The sequence below is a fragment of the Sphingomonas sp. GW821-FHT02B09 genome, assembly GCF_059421875.1.
The window spans coordinates 1,189,057-1,210,742 of record NZ_JBWKVV010000001.1; the positions used below are offsets into that span (position 1 = coordinate 1,189,057).

General features: G+C 68.7%; 20 protein-coding genes and 2 tRNA genes. 10 read left to right on the top strand and 12 right to left on the bottom strand.

Annotated elements, in window-relative coordinates; genetic code table 11:
- Positions 1 to 3: 3 nt before the first annotated feature.
- From mtnP to AC07U4_RS05515, 7 genes are all read right to left on the bottom strand, one after another.
- Complete coding sequence (mtnP, locus tag AC07U4_RS05485) at positions 4 to 867, bottom strand: S-methyl-5'-thioadenosine phosphorylase (protein WP_495194701.1); 864 nt, start codon at positions 865 to 867, stop codon at positions 4 to 6.
- Positions 864 to 2,261 (bottom strand): amino acid permease, encoded by a 1,398-nt coding sequence (locus tag AC07U4_RS05490; RefSeq protein WP_495194702.1) that lies wholly within the window; start codon positions 2,259 to 2,261, stop codon positions 864 to 866. The genes mtnP and AC07U4_RS05490 overlap by 4 nt, the downstream gene beginning before the upstream one ends.
- Positions 2,262 to 2,512: 251 nt before the next feature.
- A complete protein-coding gene (locus tag AC07U4_RS05495) occupies positions 2,513 to 3,310 on the bottom strand; it encodes a transporter (RefSeq protein WP_495194703.1) in 798 nt (265 codons plus the stop codon).
- Complete coding sequence (xth, locus tag AC07U4_RS05500) at positions 3,307 to 4,077, bottom strand: exodeoxyribonuclease III (protein ID WP_038660720.1); 771 nt, start codon at positions 4,075 to 4,077, stop codon at positions 3,307 to 3,309. Before xth ends, AC07U4_RS05495 begins: the two co-directional genes overlap by 4 nt.
- Positions 4,078 to 4,080: 3 nt before the next feature.
- Positions 4,081 to 4,416, bottom strand: a complete 336-nt coding sequence (gene erpA, locus AC07U4_RS05505; RefSeq protein WP_038660722.1) for an iron-sulfur cluster insertion protein ErpA — start codon at positions 4,414 to 4,416, stop codon at positions 4,081 to 4,083.
- A 348-nt stretch (positions 4,417 to 4,764) separates the two neighbouring features.
- Positions 4,765 to 6,003 carry an SLC13 family permease gene (locus AC07U4_RS05510; protein ID WP_038660724.1) on the bottom strand — a complete coding sequence of 413 codons (1,239 nt, stop codon included), beginning with the start codon at positions 6,001 to 6,003 and terminating at the stop codon, positions 4,765 to 4,767.
- A gap of 325 nt (positions 6,004 to 6,328) precedes the next feature.
- Entirely contained in the window at positions 6,329 to 7,588 is a 1,260-nt protein-coding gene (locus AC07U4_RS05515; RefSeq protein ID WP_495194704.1) for an MFS transporter, read from the bottom strand.
- 419 nt (positions 7,589 to 8,007) lie between these two features.
- Between AC07U4_RS05515 and AC07U4_RS05520 the strand changes: the two genes are divergently transcribed.
- From AC07U4_RS05520 to AC07U4_RS05540, 5 genes are all read left to right on the top strand, one after another.
- Positions 8,008 to 9,747, top strand: a complete 1,740-nt coding sequence (locus tag AC07U4_RS05520; RefSeq protein WP_495179837.1) for a DEAD/DEAH box helicase — start codon at positions 8,008 to 8,010, stop codon at positions 9,745 to 9,747.
- An 11-nt stretch (positions 9,748 to 9,758) separates the two neighbouring features.
- The gene (locus AC07U4_RS05525; protein ID WP_495194705.1) at positions 9,759 to 10,217 is read left to right on the top strand and encodes a YaiI/YqxD family protein; all 459 of its coding nucleotides are present in this window, start codon (positions 9,759 to 9,761) and stop codon (positions 10,215 to 10,217) included.
- A gap of 122 nt (positions 10,218 to 10,339) precedes the next feature.
- Positions 10,340 to 11,314 (top strand): hypothetical protein, encoded by a 975-nt coding sequence (locus AC07U4_RS05530; protein WP_495194706.1) that lies wholly within the window; start codon positions 10,340 to 10,342, stop codon positions 11,312 to 11,314.
- A gap of 332 nt (positions 11,315 to 11,646) precedes the next feature.
- A complete protein-coding gene (locus tag AC07U4_RS05535; RefSeq protein WP_495194707.1) occupies positions 11,647 to 11,928 on the top strand; it encodes an AbrB/MazE/SpoVT family DNA-binding domain-containing protein in 282 nt (93 codons plus the stop codon).
- 77 nt (positions 11,929 to 12,005) lie between these two features.
- Entirely contained in the window at positions 12,006 to 12,419 is a 414-nt protein-coding gene (locus AC07U4_RS05540; protein WP_495194708.1) for a hypothetical protein, read from the top strand.
- A 57-nt stretch (positions 12,420 to 12,476) separates the two neighbouring features.
- Here AC07U4_RS05540 and lepA read toward each other — a convergent pair whose 3' ends face one another.
- Complete coding sequence (gene lepA, locus AC07U4_RS05545) at positions 12,477 to 14,300, bottom strand: translation elongation factor 4 (protein ID WP_038660738.1); 1,824 nt, start codon at positions 14,298 to 14,300, stop codon at positions 12,477 to 12,479.
- A 197-nt stretch (positions 14,301 to 14,497) separates the two neighbouring features.
- Between lepA and AC07U4_RS05550 the strand changes: the two genes are divergently transcribed.
- Positions 14,498 to 15,379 (top strand): CsgG/HfaB family protein, encoded by an 882-nt coding sequence (locus tag AC07U4_RS05550; protein ID WP_495195016.1) that lies wholly within the window; start codon positions 14,498 to 14,500, stop codon positions 15,377 to 15,379.
- 39 nt (positions 15,380 to 15,418) lie between these two features.
- Here the strand turns inward: AC07U4_RS05550 and AC07U4_RS05555 are convergent, their stop codons facing one another.
- Together AC07U4_RS05555 and pnuC are read right to left on the bottom strand one after the other, a co-directional pair.
- Positions 15,419 to 15,943 carry an AAA family ATPase gene (locus AC07U4_RS05555; RefSeq protein ID WP_137898391.1) on the bottom strand — a complete coding sequence of 175 codons (525 nt, stop codon included), beginning with the start codon at positions 15,941 to 15,943 and terminating at the stop codon, positions 15,419 to 15,421.
- Complete coding sequence (gene pnuC, locus AC07U4_RS05560; RefSeq protein ID WP_495195017.1) at positions 15,940 to 16,512, bottom strand: nicotinamide riboside transporter PnuC; 573 nt, start codon at positions 16,510 to 16,512, stop codon at positions 15,940 to 15,942. Before pnuC ends, AC07U4_RS05555 begins: the two co-directional genes overlap by 4 nt.
- A 140-nt stretch (positions 16,513 to 16,652) precedes the next feature.
- On the opposite strand from pnuC, the gene AC07U4_RS05565 reads away from it, so the two are divergent.
- The 3 genes from AC07U4_RS05565 (at position 16,653) to AC07U4_RS05575 (ending at position 17,316) form a co-directional block, all read left to right on the top strand.
- Positions 16,653 to 16,729 (top strand) — tRNA-Pro (locus tag AC07U4_RS05565).
- Positions 16,730 to 16,761: 32 nt separating this feature from the next.
- Positions 16,762 to 16,838 (top strand) — tRNA-Arg (locus AC07U4_RS05570).
- A gap of 28 nt (positions 16,839 to 16,866) precedes the next feature.
- Positions 16,867 to 17,316: a hypothetical protein gene (locus tag AC07U4_RS05575; RefSeq protein ID WP_495179834.1), complete on the top strand. Its 450-nt coding sequence runs from the start codon at positions 16,867 to 16,869 to the stop codon at positions 17,314 to 17,316.
- A 185-nt stretch (positions 17,317 to 17,501) separates the two neighbouring features.
- On the opposite strand, the gene AC07U4_RS05580 is transcribed toward AC07U4_RS05575, so the two are convergent.
- On the bottom strand, positions 17,502 to 18,095 hold the full coding sequence (locus AC07U4_RS05580; protein WP_038660748.1) for a cysteine hydrolase family protein: 594 nt from the start codon (positions 18,093 to 18,095) through the stop codon (positions 17,502 to 17,504).
- Positions 18,096 to 18,163: 68 nt separating this feature from the next.
- Between AC07U4_RS05580 and dinB the strand changes: the two genes are divergently transcribed.
- Entirely contained in the window at positions 18,164 to 19,255 is a 1,092-nt protein-coding gene (gene dinB, locus AC07U4_RS05585; RefSeq protein ID WP_495179832.1) for a DNA polymerase IV, read from the top strand.
- Between the two features lie 7 nt (positions 19,256 to 19,262).
- Here dinB and AC07U4_RS05590 read toward each other — a convergent pair whose 3' ends face one another.
- A complete protein-coding gene (locus AC07U4_RS05590) occupies positions 19,263 to 21,509 on the bottom strand; it encodes a S9 family peptidase (protein WP_495194709.1) in 2,247 nt (748 codons plus the stop codon).
- Positions 21,510 to 21,686: the final 177 nt, after the last annotated feature.

Here is a 21,686-nt window from a genome sequence, read left to right on the forward strand (position 1 = left end):
GGCTCAGCGCAGTCCCAACGCCCGCCACGCCACCGCGTCGAGCTTCGCCACCAGCGCCGGATCGCGCGCGCCCTTGGCGGTGATGATCGCGCTGTCGAGGCACGTATCGATCGGCGACGCCGGTCGCTTCTCGGGCAGCGCGCGCAGCAGCCGCACCACCATCGCCCGTGCCTTGGCCGCGTTGGCCGCCAGTTGCGCGACGACCTGCGCGACGTCGACCGCCGCCTCGCCCTCGCGCCAGCAATCGTAATCGGTCACCATCCCGACTAAGGCGTAAGGTAGCTCCGCCTCGCGCGCGAGCTTCGCCTCGGGCAGCGCGGTCATGCCGATCACGTCGCAGCCCCATTGCCGGTAGAGGCGGCTCTCCGCGCGCGTCGAGAATTGCGGCCCCTCCATCGCCAGATAGGTGCCCCCGCGATCCACCCCCGCGCCGACCGCATCGGCGGCATAGTCGCTCAGCCGCGGGCAGACCGGATCGGCCATCGAGACATGCGCGACGCAGCCGGTGCCGAAGAAGCTCGATGCCCGCCCCTTCGTCTGGTCGATGAACTGGTCGACGATCGTGAAGCTGCCCGGCGGCCGCGCCTCGACCAACGATCCGACCGACGACACCGCCAGCACGTCGGTCACGCCGAGCCGCTTCAGCGCGTCGATATTGGCGCGCGCGTTGATCGCCTCCGGGCTGATCCGGTGACCCCGACCGTGCCGCGGCAGGAACGACACCGCGACCGCGCCGATCCGCCCGCTGAAGATCGCATCCGACGGCGCGCCCCACGGCGTCGTCACCTCGACCCAATGGCCGTCCTCGACGCCCTCGACGTCGTAGAGGCCGGAGCCGCCGATGATGCCGATATGCCAGCCGCTCATGCCCGCGCGATCTCCGCCCGGCTTCGCGCGTAGAGGAAATAGACCAGCAACCCGAAGGCGTTCCAGCCCAGGAAGGCGATCTGCGTGCGCACCTGCAGGCTGGTGAACAGATACAGGCAGCCGAGGATGGCGAGCGGTGCGACGACGAAGGCGAACGGCGTGCGGAACGGCCGCCGCGCGTCGGGATCGCGCCGCCGCGACACCAGGACGCACGCCGCCACCGCGACGAAGGCGCACAGCGTCCCCGCATTGGCGAGGCTGGCGATCACGTCGAGCGGCGCCAGCCCGGCGATCACCGCGACGAACACCGCGGTCATCGCGGTGATCCGCGCCGGCACGCCGCGCTTGCTGACCTTGGCGAGCGCCTGCGGCAGGAAGCCGTCGCGCGCCATGACGAGGAAGATGCGGCTCTGCCCGTAGAGGAAGGCGAGCAGCACCGTCGGCAGCGCGACCGCCGCGGCGGCGGCGATCACCGTCGCCACCTTGGGCTGGCCGAGTTCGCGCAGGATCAGCGCCAGCGGCTCGGGGCTGCTGCCGAACCGCGTATAGCTCAGCGCCCCCACCGCCGCGGTCGCGACGATCATATAGATTGCGGTGCACGCCAGCATCGATCCGACGATCCCGATCGCCAGATCGCGCTCCGGGTTCTTCGCTTCTTCCGCCGCGGTCGAGATCGCGTCGAAGCCATAGAAGGCGAAGAAGATGATCGCCGCCGCGCCCATCACGCCATATTTGACGCCGCCCGCGCCGGTCGGGCTGCCGAAGCCGTAGGGCGTGAACGGGTGCAGATTGGCGGCATCGAAATGCGGCAGCGCGACGCCGACGAACAGCGCCAGCGTGACGATCTTGATCAGCACCAGCACGGTATTGACCCGCGCGCTCTCGCGCGTCCCCAGCATCAGCAGCCCGGCGACCAGCGCGATGATCGCCACCGCGGGCAGATTGACGACGCCGCCCAGCCCCGGCCCGTTGGCGAGCGCCGCGGGCACGGTCACGCCCAGCCCCTTGAGGAACCCCACCGCATAGCCCGACCAGCCGACCGCGACGGTCGACACGACCAGCGAATATTCGAGGATCAGGCTCCACCCGACCACCCAGGCGATCACCTCGCCCAGCGTCGCATAGCTATAGGTATAGGCCGATCCCGACGCGGGGATCATCGTCGCCATCTCCGCATAGCAGAGCGCGGCGCAGGCGCAGATCGCACCGGCGACGACGAAGGCGAGGATCACCGCCGGCCCGGCGCGATCGGCGCCGACGCCGATCAGCGTCAGGATACCGGTGCCGACGATCGCGCCCACCCCCAGCGCGACCAGATGCGGCCAGCTCAGCGTCCGTGCGAGCTGCTGCTCGGGCGGCTGGGCGTGGATCGTCTTGCGACGCAATAAGCTCATGTGGGTCCCTCCCTCGATGGCGGAGGTATAAGCGGTCGCTGCCGTGGTGGGTAGAGCAGCGAACGGCGGGAGCCGCAAGGCTGGCGATACCACCGCCTCATTCTCACCGTCACCCCGGACTGGTTCCGGGGTCCACCGCGCCGCGAGGGAACGACAAGAGGCTCCAGCCTTTCTCCTCGCCGCGGAGTGGACCCCGGAACGAGTCCGGGGTGACGGTGAGAATGAAAGCGCGGCGACCTACCTCCGCCGCCTCAGAACCGCCGCGAAACACCCCCTGCCAGTTCCACGTCGGGCGCCGCATGGTTGAGGCCCAGCGTCGTCTGCATGTCGAACTGCCAGTCCTTCTTCGGCTTCCACGTCACCGACGCCGCGCTCAGCCATTGCGTGCTGTGCGCGTCCGGATCGTCGTCGCGAATCACCTGCGCCTCGAGCGCCGCCGACACCGTCTTGTTCAGCTTCACCGTCGCCCCGCCCGCGCTGCTGTAGCGCAGATGCCGTCCGGCCCGCTCCTCGTCGGGCTGCGCGTCGACCTCGGGCGTCGCATCCAGATGCACCGTGTCGTTCAACCGGAAGGTCACCGGCACCAGCAACCCGCCCCCGGCGACGCGCGACCCGATCGTGCTGCCGCCGACCGGCAGCGTCACATAGGGCAGCAGCGACAGCGACAGGCCGTCGCCGTCGGGATGCAGCAGCCCCGCCTTCATCCCCAGCGACACGTCACCGCTCTGCCCGACGCGATCGATCGCGCCCGTCTGCCGGTCGCGCACCCGCTCGTGGCCATAAGGCGTCCAGCCGATCCGCGCCTCGATCTGGTCGGCGACGCCGACGCGCACCAGCGTGTCCGCGATCAGCACGGTATCGGTGCGGCTGTCGGGCTGGCGGTCGAGCGTCCAGTCGACCACGCCCGTCTCCACCGAGACGCGGCCGGGCGCGGTGATGCACGCCGGCGTGTCGAGCCCCGGCCGTTCGGGGCAATAGCTCTTCTGGGCCAGCGCCGGCGCGGCGGCGAGCGTCATCGCGAGCCCGCCCGCCGCGACGAGGCGCCTCACGTCAGCCGCACCCAGGTCGGCGCATGGTCGCTGGCCTTCTCGCGGCCGCGATAGTCCTTGTCGACGCCGGCATCGACCAGGCGGTCGGCGGCCTGCGGGCTGAGCAGCAGATGGTCGATGCGGAACCCCGCATCGCGCTGCCATGCCCCCGCCTGATAGTCCCAGAAGGTCCACACCTTGCCGGTCGGATGGCGCGTGCGCAGCGCATCGGTCCACCCCTGCGCGAGCAATCGGCGATAGGCGGCACGGCTTTCCGGCTGCATCAGCGCATCGGTCGCCATCGCCCGCACCGAGAAGGTATCGTCGTCATTGGGGATCACGTTGTAATCGCCCATCAGGACGGTCGGCACTTCCTCGTCGAGCAGCACCCGCGCACGCGCCGCCAGCCGCTCCATCCAGCGCAATTTATAGTCGAACTTCGGCCCCGGCTGCGGATTGCCGTTGGGCAGATAGATCGATGCGACCACCAGTCCGTCGACCGCACATTCGAGATAGCGGCTGTGATCGTCCTCGTCCTCGCCGGCGAGACCGCGCTGGCGTTCCACCGGAACCTGCCCACGCGCGAGTACCGCGACGCCGTTGAAACCCTTCTGGCCGTGCCACACCGCGCCATAGCCCAACGCCTCGATATCGGCGTGCGGGAAGGTGTCGTCGCTCGACTTGATCTCCTGCAGGCAGACCACGTCGGGCTGCTGCTCGGTGAGATATTCCAGCAACCGGGGCAGGCGCGCCTTGATCCCGTTGACGTTATAGGTGACGAGCTTCAACCGTCAGATCGCGAAGCTGGAGCCGCAGCCGCAACCCGATGCCGCATTGGGGTTTTCGACCCGGAACGCGGCACCGCCGAGCGATTCGACATAATCGACCTGACAGCCGCGGACGAGATCGAGGCTGACGCTGTCGACCACCAGCCGCACGCCGTCGGTCTCGGCGACGGTGTCGTCGCCCTCGGGCGCCTCGGCGAAGCCGAACTTGTACTGGAACCCCGAACAGCCGCCGCCATCCACCGACAGGCGGAGGATCGCGGGCTTGTTCTGCTTGCCGGCGATCGCCGCGACACGCTTCGCCGCGGCAGGGGTGAGCAGGATCTCGGGAGACGTGGCCATGTTTGCGAGATAGGCGCGGCAAGGGCGCGGGGCAACAGGGGATGGCGGTGGTCGGCCGCGGCGTGCGCCTTATCCTCCCTGCGGCTTGCCACTCGCCTGTCGCAGGCAGGGCTATTGCATAAGGCTGTGGTGATGAGGTTCGATCGGCTTCCTCTCGACATACGTCACCCCGGACTCGTTCCGGGGTCCACCGGGCCGCGAGAGAATGGTGCCATCTCAAGCCGTTCTCCTAGCCGCGGGGTGGACCCCGGAACGAGTCCGGGGTGACGGGGTGGGCTTGGACTACGACGGCTCACACCAATCGTCATAGGCGGAAGCCCTGCCCCAAGCCGGGTGAAATATACCCCCCTACCCCATCAAAACCCGCACCCCGATCGCCAGCACCAGCGCGGGGACCGTCGTCACCACCCCGACGCGCAGGAACTGCCCGAAGGTGACATCCTCGCCCTCGCGCCGGATTGCGATCAGCCACAGGATCGTCGCCAGCGACCCGGTGATCGACAGGTTCGGCCCCAGATCCACCCCGATCAGCAACGCATCGACCACCAGCGCCGGCGGATGCGCCGCGGCGATCGTCTGCGCCGCGATCAGCCCGGCGGGCAGGTTGTTGACCAGATTGCTGCCGACCGCGAGCAACCCGCCCGCCGCCGCCGCGGCCGCGCGCGGATCGGTCGCCGCCGCCGCGGAGAGCTGGGCCGCCAGCCAACCGATCAGCCCGGTTTCGGCCAGCGCCTGCACCATCACGAACAATCCGGCGACGAGCAGCAGCACCAGCCACGACACGCCCTTGACCAGCGGCACCAGCGACTCGCGCGCCCTCAGCTGCACCGCCAGCGCGGTGACGACGCCCGCGCCGAACGTCGGCCAGCCGAGGTCCCAGCCCGAGGCCGACGCCACCGTCAGCAGCACCGCGGTCGCGCCGATCCCGGCGAGCGCCATCCGCCCGTTGCCCGACAGCGCGACGCTCTCGCCCTGCTCGGCCGCACCGGAAAGCTCGCTGCGGAACAGCCAGCGCAGCCCGAGATAGGTCGTGGCGATCGCTAGCACCGACGGCAGCGCGAACGCCGCCAGCCATGCGCCGAGCCGCGGCAGGTCGCTGGCATAGAGCACCAGATTGGCCGGATTGGAGATCGGCAGGATGAAGCTCGCCGCATTGGCGACCAGCGCGCAGGCGAACAGCATCGGCAGCGGCTTGACCTTGGCGCGCTGCGCGACCGCATAGACCGCCGGGGTCAGCACCACCGCGGTCGCATCGTTCGACAGGAAGGCGGTCACCACCACCCCGACGAGGAAGACGAGCGTGAACAGCCGCGCCGCCGACCCGTTCGCGCCCGCCGCCGCCAGATGCGCCACCCAGTCGAACACGCCATGCGCCCGCGCCGCCTCCGACAGCAGCATCATGCCGATCAGGAACAGATAGACGTCGGTCCCCTTGAGCACCGCCGCCCACGCGCTCGCCGGCGCGATCAGCCCGAACAGCAGCAGCAGCAGCGCGCCACCGACCGCCCATATCGCCTCGGGCCAGCGGAACGGCCGGATGATCACCCCCGCGGTCGCGGCGGCGCATATCCCAACGGTGGCGATCATCGACCCCTACCCCTTTGCACACACGCCCCGATCGAAGGCACGATCCCACCCAAGTGACCCATAATATCCTCGCGAAGGCGAGCCATCGGCGAAGATCGGTTCGTCACACTTTTATATCGTACCCCGGCGTGCTTCGCGGAGGTTTGGCAAAGGCAGGGACCGATACCCACGGATTGGTCCATGACGCCAACCACCCGCACCACCAGTGCTCCCGCGAAAGCGGGAGCCCAGGAGTCCCGAGAACCGACCTGCATTACTCTGCCCAAGCTCGTATCCCCGCCCCTGCGGAGAAACGGCAACGGCATCGTCGCGAGACATACGCACCTCACGCCGGCTTCGTCTCCGGCATCGCCAGCGCGTACAGCGCCAGCCCCGCCGCCGCGATTCCCGCCAGCGTCAGGAAGCTCGCGCCATAGCCGACGCCGACGATGATCGCCCCCGCCAGCGACGCGCTCAGCGCCGCGCCCAGCCCCTGCGCGGTCGCCACCGCGCCCTGCGACACGTTGAACCGCCCGGTGCCCTTGGTCAGGTCGGCGATCACCACCGGGAACAGCGCCCCGAAGATCCCCGCGCCGACGCCGTCGAGCGCCTGCACGCCGACCAGCCACCACGGATCGTTCGACATCGTGTACAGCGCGCCGCGCGCCGCGAGCACGCCGAACGCGATCAGGAACAGCGGCTTGCGTCCCCAGCGATCGACGTTGCGCCCGACCACGACCGCCACCGGCACCATCACCAATTGTGCCGCGACGATGCACGCCGCGGTCAGCGACGTCGCCGAATCCTTGCCCACCGTCTTGGCGAGCAACTGGCTGACCGAGGTCAGCATCGCCGCGTTGGCGAGGTGGAACAGGAAGGCGATCACCGCGAACAGCAGCAGCGGTTTGTTCTCGACCAGCACCTCCCACCCGCCCGGCTCCTCGCACCCCTCGTCGGGCTCGCAGTCGAGGCCGCGCGCCACCGCATTGTCGATGTCGCCGTTCCTGATGCGCAGCGCCGCGAAGACGCTGGCGACGGTCAGCCCGCCCATCAGCCAGAAGACGACGACCGGCCCGAATTTCCATGCCAGCGCCCCCGCCAGCGCCGCCGAGACGGCATTGCCGGCATGGTTGAACGCCTCGTTGCGCCCGACCCGCTTGGAGAACAGCTTCGGCCCGAACAGGCCGAGCGTGATCGCGCTGATCGCCGGCGCGAACACCGCGCCCGCCACCGCCGCGATCGACTGCGTCGCCGCGACCATCGTGAAGCCGGTGACGAACGGCAGCGACACGCTGCTCAGCGTCACCAGCAGCGCGGCGATGATGACGATGCGCGGCTTGCTGCGGCTCCGGTCGATCAGCCCGCCCGCCGGCGTCTGCGACACCAGCCCGACGATCCCGGCGATCGTCAGCACCAGCCCCACCGTCGCCTCGTTCCAGCCGTGCGCCGGCCCGCGCACCGCGAGCAGATAGATCGCCAGATACGGCCCCAGCCCGTCGCGCACGTCGGCGAGGAAGAAGTTGAGCGCATCCAGCGTCCGCCCCGCGTCGGGGGCCGGTCCGGCTTCGGGTGCGCGGGGCAAGGCGGAGGGGGCAAGGCTGGCCATGAATGTGCTCCACCGCGTTCGGACCGTTCTGGTCCGTCTCTCCGCGTGGCCGCTTAACGTAGGTAAGTTGCGGATGATCCCGCTTCGGACTGATAAATGTTACGCAATGTTGCCGCGCGCGCCTCCCGTCGCGTCAGTTCCAGCGCATAAGCGGCGGCGAGTTGCGCGAAGCAACGTTTCAGCGTAGGGGATGCGGCGCGGCCTCGCTCGGCCTCGGCTTCGCGGATTAGGCGGTGCAGGGTCTCTGGGGTCACGGAAACGGCCATGATGCGCGCGATACAAGCGCCACGTTGCGTCCGTATTGCCGCCCGCGATTGGCCCGCGTTTCCAACGGACTCGCGACTGTACTGTCCTCTGCCGCGCCCCAGTCCTGGCCCCGAGCCATGCTGTCGGGGCGCCGCTTCCATTTAGGTTACCCGATGCCCTTTTCTTCGCTCCCCCCGCTTCTCGCCGAAGCGCTCGTTGCCCGTGGCTATGAGGCTCCCACCGCCGTCCAGGCGCAGGTAATCGAGCCCGAGGCCGCCGGCCGCGACCTCATCGTCTCCGCCCAGACCGGCTCGGGCAAGACCGTCGCCTTCGGCCTCGCCATGGCCGCCGAGCTGATGGCCGACGGCGCGCTGCCGCCGCCGGGCAAGCCGCTCGCACTGATCATCGCGCCGACGCGCGAACTCGCGCTCCAGGTCAGCCGCGAGCTGATGTGGCTGTACAAGGAGGCGCATGCCCGCATCGCCACCTGCGTCGGCGGCATGGACGCCAGCAAGGAGCGCCGCTCGCTCAGCCACGGCGCGCATATCGTCGTCGGCACGCCGGGCCGTCTGCGCGACCATCTCGAGCGCGGCGCGCTCGACCTCGCCAGCCTGCGCGTCGCCGTGCTCGACGAGGCCGACGAGATGCTCGACATGGGCTTCCGCGAGGACCTCGAACAGATCCTCGACGCCTCGCCCACCGAGCGCCGCACGCTGATGTTCTCGGCGACGATGCCGCGCCCGATCGTCGCGCTCGCCAAGCGCTACCAGCGCGACGCGCTGCGCATCTCGACCGTCGGTGAGGATCGCGGCCACGGCGACATCGCCTATCAGGCGGTCACCGTCGCGCCCGCCGATATCGAACATGCCGTCATCAACCTGCTCCGCTTCCACGAGGCGGAGACGGCGATGCTGTTCTGCGCGACCCGCGACAACGTCCGCCACCTCCACGCCAGCCTCGTCGAACGCGGCTTCGCCGCGGTCGCGCTGTCGGGCGAGCACAGCCAGAGCGAGCGCAATTCGGCGCTCCAGGCGCTGCGCGACCGCCGCGCCCGCGTCTGCGTCGCCACCGACGTCGCCGCGCGCGGCATCGATCTGCCCAGCCTCAGCCTCGTCGTCCACGTCGAGATGCCGCGCGACGCCGAGACGCTCCAGCACCGTTCGGGCCGCACCGGCCGCGCCGGCAAGAAGGGCACCGCGGTGCTCATCGTCCCCTATCCGCGCCGCCGCCGCGTCGACATGATGCTCAAGCAGGCCAAGATCGCCTGCGAGTGGATCCCCGCCCCCAGCGCCGACGACATCCGCAAGCAGGATCGCGAGCGGCTGATCGCCACGCTGCTCGCCCCGATCGAGTTCGACGACGAGGATCGCGAGCTGGCGACGCGCCTGATCGCGGAAAAGAGCCCCGAGGATATCGCCGCCGCGCTCGTCCACGCGCACCGCGCCGCGATGCCGCAGGCCGAGGATCTGCTCGATTCCGCCGCCCCGCAGCAGTCGGATCGCACGCAGGGACACCGCCCCGGCTTCGAGGACACGGTGTGGTTCCGCATGGACATCGGCCGCCGCCAGAACGCCGACCCGCGCTGGCTGCTGCCGCTGATCTGCCGCCGCGGCCACATCACCAAGGCGGAGATCGGCGCGATCCGCATCAACCCGAACGACACGATCTTCGAGGTGCCGCGCACCGTCGCCGACCGCGTCCTCGCCAGCGTCCAGCGCACCGCCAATCCGGAAAGCGACGAGGGCAGCCTGCAGATCGTCCCCTTCACCGGCAACCCGCGCGAGGCGGGCGGCAGCGACCGCTCTGACCGCGCACCGCGGAGCGGCTCGGGCGCCCCGCGCACCCGCAACGCACCCGGCGGCGCTCCCGCGCGCCATCAGGCCAAGCCGTACCGCAAGGGCCCCCGGGGCTAAGGGCGCGGCCGATGACGGAGGGCGTCCGCATTCTGGTCGATGCGGACGCCTGTCCGGTCAAGGACGAGATTTACAAGGTCGCCTGGCGCCGTGCGGTGCCGGTGACGATCGTCAGCAACAGCCATTTCCGCATCCCCCAGCATCCACTGGTCGGCCGCGTCGTGGTTGGCGACGGCTTCGACGCCGCCGACGACTGGATCGCCGCGGCGGCTGACGCACAAGCGGTGGTGGTCACCGCCGATATCCTGCTCGCCGACCGCTGCCTGAAAGCGGGTGCGAACGTGCTGAGCCCGACCGGCAAGCCCTTCACCACCGCCTCGATCGGCGGCGCGATCGCGACGCGCGCGATCATGGCCGACCTGCGCGCCGGCGGTGACCAATTGGGCGGCCCCAAACCCTTCGCCGCGCAGGACCGCAGCCGCTTCTTGCAGGCGCTCGATACCGTGTTGGCCAAGCTGCAACGCGGCTGACCCTGCGTCGTCGCGGATCGGGCAAGCCGGGTCCGCTACATCCCGAGACTTACCCCAAGCCGCCCAACAGCTTCCCCGTCCGCTCTGTCCTATTTGGAACCGATATGGTTCGTCCGCGACTCATGAGCGACCAAGCCCCCCGCCCGCCCGAAGCCTGCCCCGCCCCGGCCGGCTTCGCTCCCGTCCCGCGCCTGCGCGACCGCCACGACGGCTGGACACCCGAGCGCCAGCGCGCCTTCATCGCCGCGCTCGCCGATTGCGGATCGGTGCGCAGCGCCGCCGCCATGGTCAATATGTCGGCGGAAAGCGCCTATGCCCTGCGCCGCCATCCGCAGGCCGCCGGCTTCCGCGCCGCCTGGCACGCCGCGCAGGGCATGGGCGTGCTCCGCCTCAAGGACGAAGCCTTCGAGCGCGCGATCCACGGCGAACTCGTGCCGGTGATGTCCGCCGGCAAGCTGATGGGCTTCCGCCGCAAGCGCAACGACCGGCTGCTGATGTTCATCCTGCGCCATTATGGCGCGACGCCGGACGACCGCCGCCACACCATCCGCCACATCACCGCGCAGGCCACCGCCGTCGCGATTGCGACGAGCCCCGATGCCACGGCCCCCGACGCGGCCACCACGCAAGCCGCCGCGCAGGCGACGATCACCGCCGGCACCCCAACCGCAGCCGATGACGACGCGGCGCACGCCGCGACGCTCGCCGCCTTCGCCGGCGTCCCGCTCGATCCGGCGGCGCAGGCCGAAATCCTCGCCGCGCTCGCCGCCAACGCCGCCCGCGCCCACGCGCTGCCGCCGGAGGACGACCCCGACGTTCCCTATCTCCCGCTCGACGCGGACGGCCACCATCACGCCTTGCTCGAAGGGGTCGGCGACGACATGCCGCCCCCTTATGCGTCCGGCGAGCCCGAATGGCGCCTGCTCGACGATCCCGCCGCGCTCGACGCGATCGAGACGGCGACCCGACGCGTCGCGGACGCGAGGATCAGCGGCGACTGGGACCGTGAGGGCGAAAAGCTGTCCGCCGACCGCACCCGCAAGGCCGACCGCGACGCCCGGCTCGAAGGTGGCTGGGAGGGATATGTGGAGGACTAGGCCGGCTCGACAGTCGATATCCTCGCCGGTTCCTGACGACGATGATCGCCGAAGCCTCCCTTTCCGTCACCCCGGGCTCGACCCGGGGTCCCGCTCCTTCCCGATCGGCAACCGTAAGGGTTTAGCGGGAATCCGGATCAAGTCCGGGGTGACGAATCGAAGGTGTCGAAGTCGCGGCACCAACGAATGTCGATGCGGCCTCGCCATCGCGCGGTGTAAGTGGCGATTGACAGCGCTGAACTGAAATTCCGGATCGCGAGGATCGCCCGTCCGCGAACCGCTGCTTGTCCTGTCGGGTGCAGAGGCATACTTTTACAACAGGAGCATGCGTCATGGGCACGATCGAAAGCACGACGTTTCAAAGCGACCATGGCGTTGCGGTGGGACTGCCGGCGGCCGTCGCATTGGCCCCCGGGATCAGGGTCACCGTCGAACGAGACGGCAACGTGTTGACGATCCGCCCGATTGACGACGACCTTCCTCAAGACGATCGCATACACTGGCACCAAATGCTTGCCGACCTCGAACGTCTGCCGCTGCCACCGTCGGTGCAGGAGCGCGACGTTATCGAGGCACCGGGACTCAAACTGGAGGTCTGGTCTTCGCCGTCGTGACGCGATCACGCGCATCCAGCCGACCCGGAACCATCACTCCTCCCGCCCATTATCGCGAGCGTAACGAGGAGTATGCCATGTTTCGTCCCATCCTGATCGGCGCCGCGCTGATCGCCGCGCCGGTCGTCGCGCAGACCACCCCCACGCCGCCGACCCCGACCGAGCAGCACGACGATGCCGTCGCGGCCGAAACCGCACCCGAAGTCGCCGCCGCCAATCGTCAGGTCGGCGCCGTGGCGAGCTTCGACAATGGCGCGGTCACCGCGGTCAATGCCGCCAACGAGGCGCGCTATCAGGCGGACGTGCGCCGCTACCGTGCCGCGATGCGCGCGCGCCGCCACACCATCGCCGCCGATGCCGCGCTCCAGTCCGATCGCGAGCGCGCCTATGCGATGGCGATGGCCGACTGGCGCGATCAGGTCGCCGCCTGCAAGCGCGGCCGCACCCGCGCATGCCGCATGCCGAGCCCGAACCCCGCCAATTACATGTAATCCTGTCCGCGCTCGAACCGCGACGCCCGACCATGATCGGGCGTCGCGGCTTCGGGCCTAGCTCTCGTCGCCCATGCGCAGCGCGGCGATGAACGCCTCCTGCGGGATGCTGACCGAGCCGTATTCGCGCATCTTCGCCTTGCCCTTCTTCTGCTTGTCGAGCAGCTTGCGCTTGCGGGTGGCGTCGCCGCCATAGCATTTAGCGGTCACGTCCTTACGCATCGCGCTGATCGTCTCGCGCGCGATCACCTTGCCGCCGATAGCCGCCTGGATCGGGATCTTGAACAAGTGGCGCGGGATCAGCTCCTTCAGCCGCTCGACCATGCCGCGGCCGCGCACCTCGGCGGTGCCGCGGTGGACGATCATGCTGAGCGCGTCGACCGGCTCCTCGTTGACGAGGATGCTCATCTTGACGAGGTCGCCCTCGCGATAACCGATCTGTTGATAGTCGAAGCTCGCATAGCCCTTCGACAGCGATTTCAGCCGGTCGTAGAAGTCGAACACCACCTCGTTGAGCGGCAGTTCGTAGGTCGCCTGCGCGCGCCCGCCGACATAGGTCAGATTCTGCTGGATGCCGCGCCGGTCCTGGCAGAGCTTGAGGATCGAGCCGAGATATTCGTCGGGGACGTAGATCGTCGCGTTGATCCACGGCTCGCTGATCGTCTTGATCTTGTTGACGTCGGGCATGTCGGCGGGATTGTGCAGGTCGATCTGCGTGATCCCCGCCGGATCGGGATGCGTCAGCTCGATCTGATAGACCACCGACGGCGCGGTGGTGATGAGGTCGAGGTCGTATTCGCGGGTCAGCCGCTCCTGGATGATCTCGAGGTGGAGCAGGCCGAGGAAGCCGCAGCGGAAGCCGAAGCCGAGCGCCGCGGACGTCTCCATCTCGAAGCTGAAGCTGGCATCGTTGAGGCGCAGCTTGCTGATCGATTCGCGCAGTTTCTCGAAGTCGTTGGCGTCGACCGGGAACAGCCCGCAGAACACCACCGGCTGGACTTCCTTGAACCCCGGCAGCGCCTCGGCGGCGGGGCGTTTGGTGTCGGTCAGCGTGTCGCCGACGCGCGCCTGCGCGACGTCCTTGATCTGCGCGGTGATGAAGCCGATCTCGCCCGGCCCGAGGTCGGTGAGCTGCTCGATCTTCGGCCGGAAACAGCCGACGCGATCGACCAGATGCGTGGTGCCGGCCTGCATGAAGCTGACCTGCTGCCCCTTCTTCAGCACGCCTGCCATGACGCGGACGAGGATGACGACGCCGAGATACGGATCGTACCAGCTGTCGACCAGCATCGCCTTCAGCGGCGCGGTGGGATCGCCCTTGGGCGGCGGGATGCGCGTGACGATCGCCTCGAGGATCTCGTCGATGCCGATCCCCGATTTGGCGCTGGCCAGCACCGCCTGCGACGCGTCGATGCCGATGACGTCCTCGATCTCCTTGCGCACCTGCTCGGGTTCGGCGGCGGGCAGGTCGATCTTGTTGATGACGGGCACGATTTCGTGGTCGTGCTCGATCGACTGATAGACGTTGGCGAGCGTCTGCGCCTCGACGCCCTGCGCCGCGTCGACCACCAGCAGCGCGCCCTCGCAGGCGGCGAGGCTGCGGCTGACCTCATAGGCGAAGTCGACGTGCCCCGGCGTGTCCATCAGGTTGAGCGTATAGGTCACGCCGTCCTTGGCGGGATAGGACAGGCGCACCGTCTGCGCCTTGATCGTGATCCCGCGCTCCTTCTCGATATCCATGTTATCAAGCACCTGGCTCGACATCTCACGATCGGTCAGCCCTCCTGTCCTTTGGATCAGACGGTCGGCGAGGGTCGACTTGCCATGGTCGATATGCGCGATGATTGAGAAGTTACGGATCGTGTCGGGAGGAGTAGCCATATCGCCACGCGCCTAGCGCACCAGCGGGCCGGGTGCTAGATGCCGACGGCTCCGGGACGCCGATCAAGGGGGCTCCGCGACGACGTCCCGAGCGAGCTGATCGCTTGGGAGGAACAGTGGAAGTGAGAAAGCAGATACTTATCGCCGCATTGGCCGGCGTGGGACTGGTCGTGTCCGGGGTGGCGGACGCGCAGAAGCTGGCCCGCGAGTCGAGCGGGCAGAAGCTCCAGACCAAATTGTCCGCCGAGGTGCCGCATTGCGCACGCAAGCTCGGCACCCTCTCGATCGCCGACGGCGACGATCCGCACTGGTGGACGCAATACAGCCTCGCCCCGCCCTCCAAGCTGCTCAAGGTGCTCGTCCAGCGGTCGGGCTGTTTCAACCTCGTCGATCGCGGCACCGGCCTCAACGCGGCGCAGATCGAGCGCAACATCGGCGGCAACCTCGGGTTGCAGCGCGGCGCCAACGTCGGCCTAGGCCAGATCAAGGCGGCCGATTACGTGATGGTCGCCGAGATCCAGGGCGCCAACAGCAACGTCAGCGGCAATGCCGTCGCGGGCGTGGCGGGCGGGCTGCTCGGCGGCGCGGTCGGCGGCCTGCTCGGCGGCCTCAAGAGCAAGAAGATGGAGGCGAACACCGTCCTGTCGCTGACCAACGTCCGCACCACCGAGACGCTCGCCACCGAGGAAGGCTATGCCGCCAAGAACAACCTCGCCTTCGGCGGTGGCGGCTTCCTGTCGGTCGCCGGCGCGGCGGGCGGCGGCTATGACAATACCGAGATCGGCCGGATCGTGACCCTGTCGTTCATCCAGGCCTATTCGAAGCTGGTCACCGGCCTCGGCCTCGTCACCCCGGGCGACGCCGGCACCGCGCAGGCCGCTCCCGCCAAGACCTTCACCGCGCAGGCGCCGGTCGCGCTGCGCGAGAACGGGCTCGCGTCGAGCAAGGTGCTGCGGACGCTGCCGACCGGCGCGATCGTCTACCCGACCGGCAAGAAGGACGGCCTGTGGTGGGAGGTCGCCGACGAGAACGACAACGTCGGCTGGGTGCTCAACACCAAGCTCGCTCCGTCGAGCTGATGCGCAGGGGGACGGCCCGCCACTCGGCAGGCCGTCCCCTCAATCGCGGCTCAGCGCCTCGATCGCGCGCAGCGCGTTGAGGTAGCGCGTCGAGCCCTGCCCCGACACCAGTGCCCAGCGCACGCCGCGCTCCTCCAGCACCGCCTTGCTCAGCTCGAAGAAGCGCCGCCGCGCCGCTTCGCCGCCGAACATCCGCGTGCCGTCGTCCTCCCACGGCAGGTCGATGTCGAACAGCAGATAGATATCGGCGGTGTTGCTCCACGTCGCGAACCATGCGTCGCGCCGCCGGAACATCATGTCCGCCCACACCGCGGTCATCAGCGGATCGGTATCCATGATGACCGGATAGCTGCGCTCGGCGAGCGCATGGCGGACCTTGGCATCGTGGCCCTTACCGATTTCGACGAGGTCGGCCATCGTCAGATCGGTGCCGAACGCCTCGCAATAGGCGCGGCCGAACTCGGCGACGCAGGGCACGCCGCCGAAATGCTGCGCCAGCCGCGGCATCATCGTCGACTTGCCGGTGCTCTCCGGCCCGTGCAGACAGATCGAACGCAACGTCATGCCAATGCCATCCTGCCCTGCCGCCCGCGTGCGCGCCGCCAATCGACCAGCCCCCATATCGAAAGGCCGAGCAGCACCAGATACAGGCCGGTGGTGAACATCAATCCCTTGGCGGCATAGAGCGGCACGCTGGCGACATCGACCGCGATCCACACCCACCAGCTCTCGATCGCGCGCCGCGCCTGCATCACCTGCGCCGCGACCGAGGCGATCGCGATGCCGCCGTCCCACCACGGATAGGAGGCATCGGTATAACGGTGCATCAGCGTGCCCCAGACCAGGCAGGCGACGATGCCGCCACCCAGCCACGTCAGGCGCGTCACCGGATCGAGCCACTCGACCACCACTTCGCCCGCATCTGCCCGGCTGCGCGCCCAATTGGCCCAGCCATAAAGATTGGCGGCGAAGAAGAAGCCCTGCAGCAGCGCGTCGCTGTAGAGATGCGCGCCGACGAACACCCAGCCGTAGATCGCCACCGCCGCGAGCGCGACCGGATAGTTCCACACGCTGCGCGCCGCGACCAGCGCGACGTTGACGATGACGAGTGCGGCGGCAAGCGCTTCGACCATATTCACCGGCTCTGCCTAGGACGTTGCACGCGGATTTCGCAAGGGTGCGATTCCGGCGCTTGCATCCGCTATCCGGCGTGGGTATAGGCGCGCCTCCAAGCACGGACGGACCCTTTCCAAGGGCCCCGGACGTACTCCGTCGGGGAGTAGCTCAGCCTGGTAGAGCACTGTCTTCGGGAGGCAGGGGCCGGAGGTTCGAATCCTCTCTTCCCGACCATTATATCCGCCGCGGCTCCCGCCGTGGCACATGCACCCATAGCTCAGCTGGATAGAGCATCAGACTACGAATCTGAGGGTCGGGCGTTCGAATCGCTCTGGGTGCACCATTTTTCAAATCATGCCGGAGCCACGATCGTGGTGGACAAGAGCTGGGGCACGCCCTCGCCATCGGCGGACTTCCGCGTCCGCAGCAATCTCACCCTCGAACAACGCGCGGCCGAACGCGCCGCCGCGCGAGAGGCGCGGACACGCGAGCGTGCCGGCGACACCGAACAGCGCTTGAAGGAACGGCTCGCCAGCCGCGAGGCCGAGATGCGCGAGCGCGAACAGGCCCGCGAAGCCCGCCGCGAGGAGGAACAGCGACTGGCGGAAGGCGATCCCCATGCCGCCGCCGCACAGCGCCGCCGCGGCTCGGGCCGCAAGGACGTGGTGCGCGAACAGCGCGATACGCGCGGCTATGCCACGGTGGTGGATATCGCCCGGATGCGCGAGCTGGCGAAGCGCGGCGCCTCGCTCACCGGCCTCGCCGGCGCCTTCGGAATTTCGGTGGAAGCGGTCGAGGCGGCGCTCGCAGAAAGCGACTGACGGTCCCGGCCCTGCCGATCAGCCGGCGCGCTGGCGACGGTAAGCGATGATGTGGACGATCAGGCTCAGCACTTAACACCTCGGCAATGCCGCAGGGGTGCGGCTCATGGGGGCGCCTATGTGCCGCGCTGCCCGCGTGCACAAATGCAACCTCGGTCGTCCCGGTTGCAGCGCGAACAATCGTCCTAACCGGCGGCGGCGACCCACTCGGCCAGCGACAATTCGCCGGTCGGCCGGATTTCCGCCTGCATGCTGTTCGCCATGATCTCCAGCGCCCAGCGCGTCCGCGCATCGTGGTCGCCCGCTACCCCGTCGGACGGCACCCATAAATCATATTGTCGCATATGCGCGTCGGCAGCGGTGAACAGCACGCAAATGTCGGCGGCAACCCCGGTGAGCACCAGCCGGCTCGCGCCCAATTGCGGCAGCAGCACCGGCAGGTTGGTCGCGTAGAAGCCGGAAAACTGCGGCTTGATGATGAAATAGTCGGTATCTCGCGGTCGCAGCGCCTCGGTCAGCGCCTGCCCCAGCGATGCGCGCGACAGCGTCTCCTCGATCAGCTTGTCGCGATCGGAATGCCATTGTCCGTCGTTGTCGTTGACGTAAATCACCGGCACGCCGGCAGCGTCCGCCGCGTCGCGCAGCGCGAGGATCGGCGCGATCGTCGCCTCCGCCGATTCCTTCAGCCGATCGCCGCCGTCGAAGTCGAGTGCGTTGATCATGTCGATGATGATGAGCGCGGTATGCCCCGCGGCGGGAGGAAGCTGCTGTTGCGCCATGGAACATCCGTAGCGCTTTTGCCGCGGCGGCGCCTTGATCTGTAATGCGTTTGGAACGAAACGGGATCATGGCCGATGGCGAAACGCCTCCTCAGCGAAAGGTGATCCATGTCGACATGGACGCTTTCTATGCGTCGGTGGAGCAGCGCGACGATCCGACGTTGCGCGGCAAGCCCGTCGCCGTCGGCGGATCGCGCGCGCGCGGCGTCGTCGCCGCGGCGAGCTACGAGGCGCGGGCGTTCGGCGTGCGATCCGCGATGCCGTCGGTCACCGCGTTGCGCCGCTGCCCCGATCTCGTCTTCGTCCGGCCGCGCTTCGACGTCTATCACGCCGTCTCGCAGCAGATCCGCGCGATCTTCGCCGATTACAGCGACGCGATCGAGCCCTTGTCGCTCGACGAGGCCTATCTCGACGTCACCACCGACGTACGCGGGCTCGGTTCGGCAAGCGCGATCGCCGAGGAGATCCGCGCCCGTATCCGCGCCGATACCGGCCTCACCGCCTCGGCCGGAGTGAGCTACAACAAATTCATCGCCAAGCTCGCCTCCGATCAGAACAAGCCCGACGGGCTCTGCGTCATCCCGCCGCACAAGGGCGCGGCGTTCGTCGCCTCGCTGCCGGTCAAGCGCTTCCACGGCGTGGGACCGGTCACCGCCAAGCGGATGGAGCAGCTCGGCATCCTCACCGGCGCCGACCTGCGCGACCGCCCCCTGCCCTTCCTCCAGGCACATTTCGGTTCCTACGCCGACTATCTGTTCGCAGCGGCGCGCGGCGTCGATCATCGCCCGGTGCGCGCCCACCGCGAGGCCAAATCGGTCGGTGCCGAGCGGACGTTCGAGACCAATCTGTCCGCGCCCGACGAGCTGCACGCCGCGCTCGCCCGCGTCGCCGAGGCGGCCTGGGTGCGGATCGAACGATCGGGGGTGCGGGGCCGGACGGTGACGCTGAAGCTCCGCCACGCCGACTTCCGCACGATGACGCGAGCCCGCTCGCTCGCGCTGCCGGTCACCAGCGAGGCCGACTTCCTGCGCATCGGCGACGAACTGCTCGACGCACAGCTGCCGGTGCCCGACGGCGTGCGGCTGCTCGGCCTGACGCTGTCGGGCATCCTGCGCGACGCCGCCGACGCGGAGGAGGTTCAGCCCAGCCTGCCGCTGTGAGCGCGGATCACCGGCCGCCCGGCGGCAAATTGGTCTCGAGGTAGCGCGTCATCAGCGAATAGAAATGCAGGCTGGTCCCCGGCTTCTCGTAGATGCCGTGCGTGCGGTCGGGATAGGCCATCATCGTGAAGGGCTTGTTGGCGGCGATCAGCCGATCCTCGAGCTGTTCGAGATTCTGGTAATGGACGTTGTCGTCGCCGGTGCCGTGGATGACGAGCAGATTGCCCGTCAGCCCCGTAGCATAAGTGATCGGCGACCCCGCCTTGTAGCCCGCTTCATTGTCCGCCGGCAGACCCATGTACCGCTCCTGATAGACGGTGTCGTAGAGCATCTGATCGGAGACGGCGGCGACGGCGATGCCGGTCTTGAACAGCTCGGGGAAGCGGAACATCGCGTGCAACGTGCTCGATCCGCCGCCGCTCCAGCCCCAGATGCCGATCCGCGCCGGATCGATATAGGGCCGCTCGGCGATCAGCTTGCGGACGCCGGCGGCATAATCCTCCGGCCCGATGACGCCGAGCCGGCGATAGATGCTCTTGCGCCAGTCGCGTCCCCGCGGCGTGTTGGTGCCGCGCGGATCGATGCTGGCGACGATGTAGCCGCGCTCGGCGAGCATGCGATGCCACAAGGCGGTATTGCCGCCCCAGGCGTCGGCGACCGTCTGTCCCCAGGGTTCGCCATAGACCTGGAACAGCACCGGATAGCGTTTGGCAGGATCGAAGCCCGCCGGCTTCATGATCCAGGCGTCGACCGACACCCCCTTGCCGAGATCGAGCCGGGTGAACTCGGTCGGCCCGAGCGGCTCGTGCGCGATCTCGTCCTGCAAGGCGGCGTTGCGGGCGAGCACGCGCACCGGGGTCTGCGTGGTGAGGTCGATCATTTCAGTCACCGGCGCGCGGTCGATCGCCGAGACGGTGTGCCGCGCCCAATGCGCGCCGGGGGCGATGTCATAGCCGTGCGTCCCCGCCTGCCCCGCCGGCGTCACCCGCTCGACCCGCGGCTTGCCGGTCAGCGTGGCGCGATAGAGATAGCGTTGCGTCGGATTGTCCGGCGAGGCGGTGAACCACGCCCAGCCCTGCGCCTCGTCCACGCGCAGCAGGCTGACGACGTCGAACCTGCCGGGGGTGCGCAGGCTCGGCGGCTTGCCGTCGGCAGAGGCGACGTACAGATGCCGCCAGCCGTCGCGCTCGCTCAGCCAGGTGAAGCGTTTGCCGCCGTCGAGCCAGGTCGGATCGCCATTGGCCTCGACCCATGCGGCGTCGCGTTCGATGAACACCGGCCGCGTCGTCCCGCTGGCGGGGTCGGCGAGCAGCAGCCGATAGGTGTTCTGCAGCCGGTTGGCATATTGCAGGAACAGCTTGCCGCTGGTCCCCGCCCAGCTCATCTGCGGCACGTAATTCTGGCGCGGATCGCCGGTCAGGCCGATCCATCGCGTCGCGCCGCTCGCCACGTCGATCGTGCCGACGCGCACCGCCGAATTGGTGGTGCCGACCTTGGGATATTGCAGCGGGATCAGCCGGGAATATTGCCCCACCGTGTTGCTGATCATGTAGAAGGTGCCAACTCCGGACGTGTCGAACCGCCAGAAGGCGATCGTCTTGGAATCCGGGCTCCACGACCATGCCTTGCGGAGGTAGAATTCCTCCTCATACACCCAGTCGCCGAGGCCGTTGACGATCAAGTCGCTGCCGTCGCGGGTGAGCTGTTGCGGCGGCGCATCGCCCGCGCTCGGCTCGACGTACAGATTGTTGGCGCGGACATAGGCGATGCGGCTGCCGTCGGGCGAGAAGTCCGCGTACATCAGACTGGCGGGCGGCGCATCGCCGCCGATCCGGCGCAGCGTTTTGGCGGCGACATCGAACAGCCAATAGTCGCCGAGCGCCCGGGTGCGGCGGAAGCGCGTGCCGTTGGTGAAGATCAACAGCCGCTTGCCGTCCGCGGACCAGGCATAGCTCTGGATCGCGATCGGCTTGCCCGTCGCCGGCACGACCAGGTCACCTGCCGCGACCAGCACGGTGCGCGTGTTGCGCGCGACGTCGTAGCGGACGAGGTCGGTGCCGTCGGCGACCGCCTTGGACGGTTCGATCGCGTCATAGCCCTTGCCATCGGCTGTCCATTCGCCGCCCTCGACGCGATCCATCGGGATCGCCTTGTCGCCGAAGATGCGCTCCAGCGTCAGCGGCATCGATTGCGCCGCCGCGGGCACGGGTTGCGACATCGTGGCGAGGCCGGCGAGGATCAGGGCATTGCGCATCGTCTTGAAACTTCCCCATCTGCTGTTTGCGAGATGGTATCGCACGATCCCGTCCCCGTATACGATCGTCCGATCCGCACCGCCCTTGCCCCGCCGCCCGCTTTCCGCTAACGGCCGCGGCTTCCACGCTTTGGCTGGATGCTTGCGGGAGGGCGGAGACGCCCGCTCGGACCGCTA

What these genes read in the sequence shown, in the direction of transcription:
- mtnP (WP_495194701.1), bottom strand. Translation starts at nt 867, where the DNA reads ATGAGCGGCTGGCATATCGGCATCATCGGCGGCTCCGGCCTCTACGAC.
- AC07U4_RS05490 (WP_495194702.1), bottom strand. Translation starts at nt 2,261, where the DNA reads ATGAGCTTATTGCGTCGCAAGACGATCCACGCCCAGCCGCCCGAGCAG.
- erpA (WP_038660722.1), bottom strand. Translation starts at nt 4,416, where the DNA reads ATGGCCACGTCTCCCGAGATCCTGCTCACCCCTGCCGCGGCGAAGCGT.
- AC07U4_RS05510 (WP_038660724.1), bottom strand. Translation starts at nt 6,003, where the DNA reads ATGATCGCCACCGTTGGGATATGCGCCGCCGCGACCGCGGGGGTGATC.
- AC07U4_RS05515 (WP_495194704.1), bottom strand. Translation starts at nt 7,588, where the DNA reads ATGGCCAGCCTTGCCCCCTCCGCCTTGCCCCGCGCACCCGAAGCCGGA.
- AC07U4_RS05520 (WP_495179837.1), top strand. Translation starts at nt 8,008, where the DNA reads ATGCCCTTTTCTTCGCTCCCCCCGCTTCTCGCCGAAGCGCTCGTTGCC.
- AC07U4_RS05525 (WP_495194705.1), top strand. Translation starts at nt 9,759, where the DNA reads ATGACGGAGGGCGTCCGCATTCTGGTCGATGCGGACGCCTGTCCGGTC.
- AC07U4_RS05530 (WP_495194706.1), top strand. Translation starts at nt 10,340, where the DNA reads ATGAGCGACCAAGCCCCCCGCCCGCCCGAAGCCTGCCCCGCCCCGGCC.
- AC07U4_RS05535 (WP_495194707.1), top strand. Translation starts at nt 11,647, where the DNA reads ATGGGCACGATCGAAAGCACGACGTTTCAAAGCGACCATGGCGTTGCG.
- AC07U4_RS05540 (WP_495194708.1), top strand. Translation starts at nt 12,006, where the DNA reads ATGTTTCGTCCCATCCTGATCGGCGCCGCGCTGATCGCCGCGCCGGTC.
- lepA (WP_038660738.1), bottom strand. Translation starts at nt 14,300, where the DNA reads ATGGCTACTCCTCCCGACACGATCCGTAACTTCTCAATCATCGCGCAT.
- AC07U4_RS05555 (WP_137898391.1), bottom strand. Translation starts at nt 15,943, where the DNA reads ATGACGTTGCGTTCGATCTGTCTGCACGGGCCGGAGAGCACCGGCAAG.
- pnuC (WP_495195017.1), bottom strand. Translation starts at nt 16,512, where the DNA reads ATGGTCGAAGCGCTTGCCGCCGCACTCGTCATCGTCAACGTCGCGCTG.
- AC07U4_RS05580 (WP_038660748.1), bottom strand. Translation starts at nt 18,095, where the DNA reads ATGGCGCAACAGCAGCTTCCTCCCGCCGCGGGGCATACCGCGCTCATC.
- dinB (WP_495179832.1), top strand. Translation starts at nt 18,164, where the DNA reads ATGGCCGATGGCGAAACGCCTCCTCAGCGAAAGGTGATCCATGTCGAC.
- AC07U4_RS05590 (WP_495194709.1), bottom strand. Translation starts at nt 21,509, where the DNA reads ATGCGCAATGCCCTGATCCTCGCCGGCCTCGCCACGATGTCGCAACCC.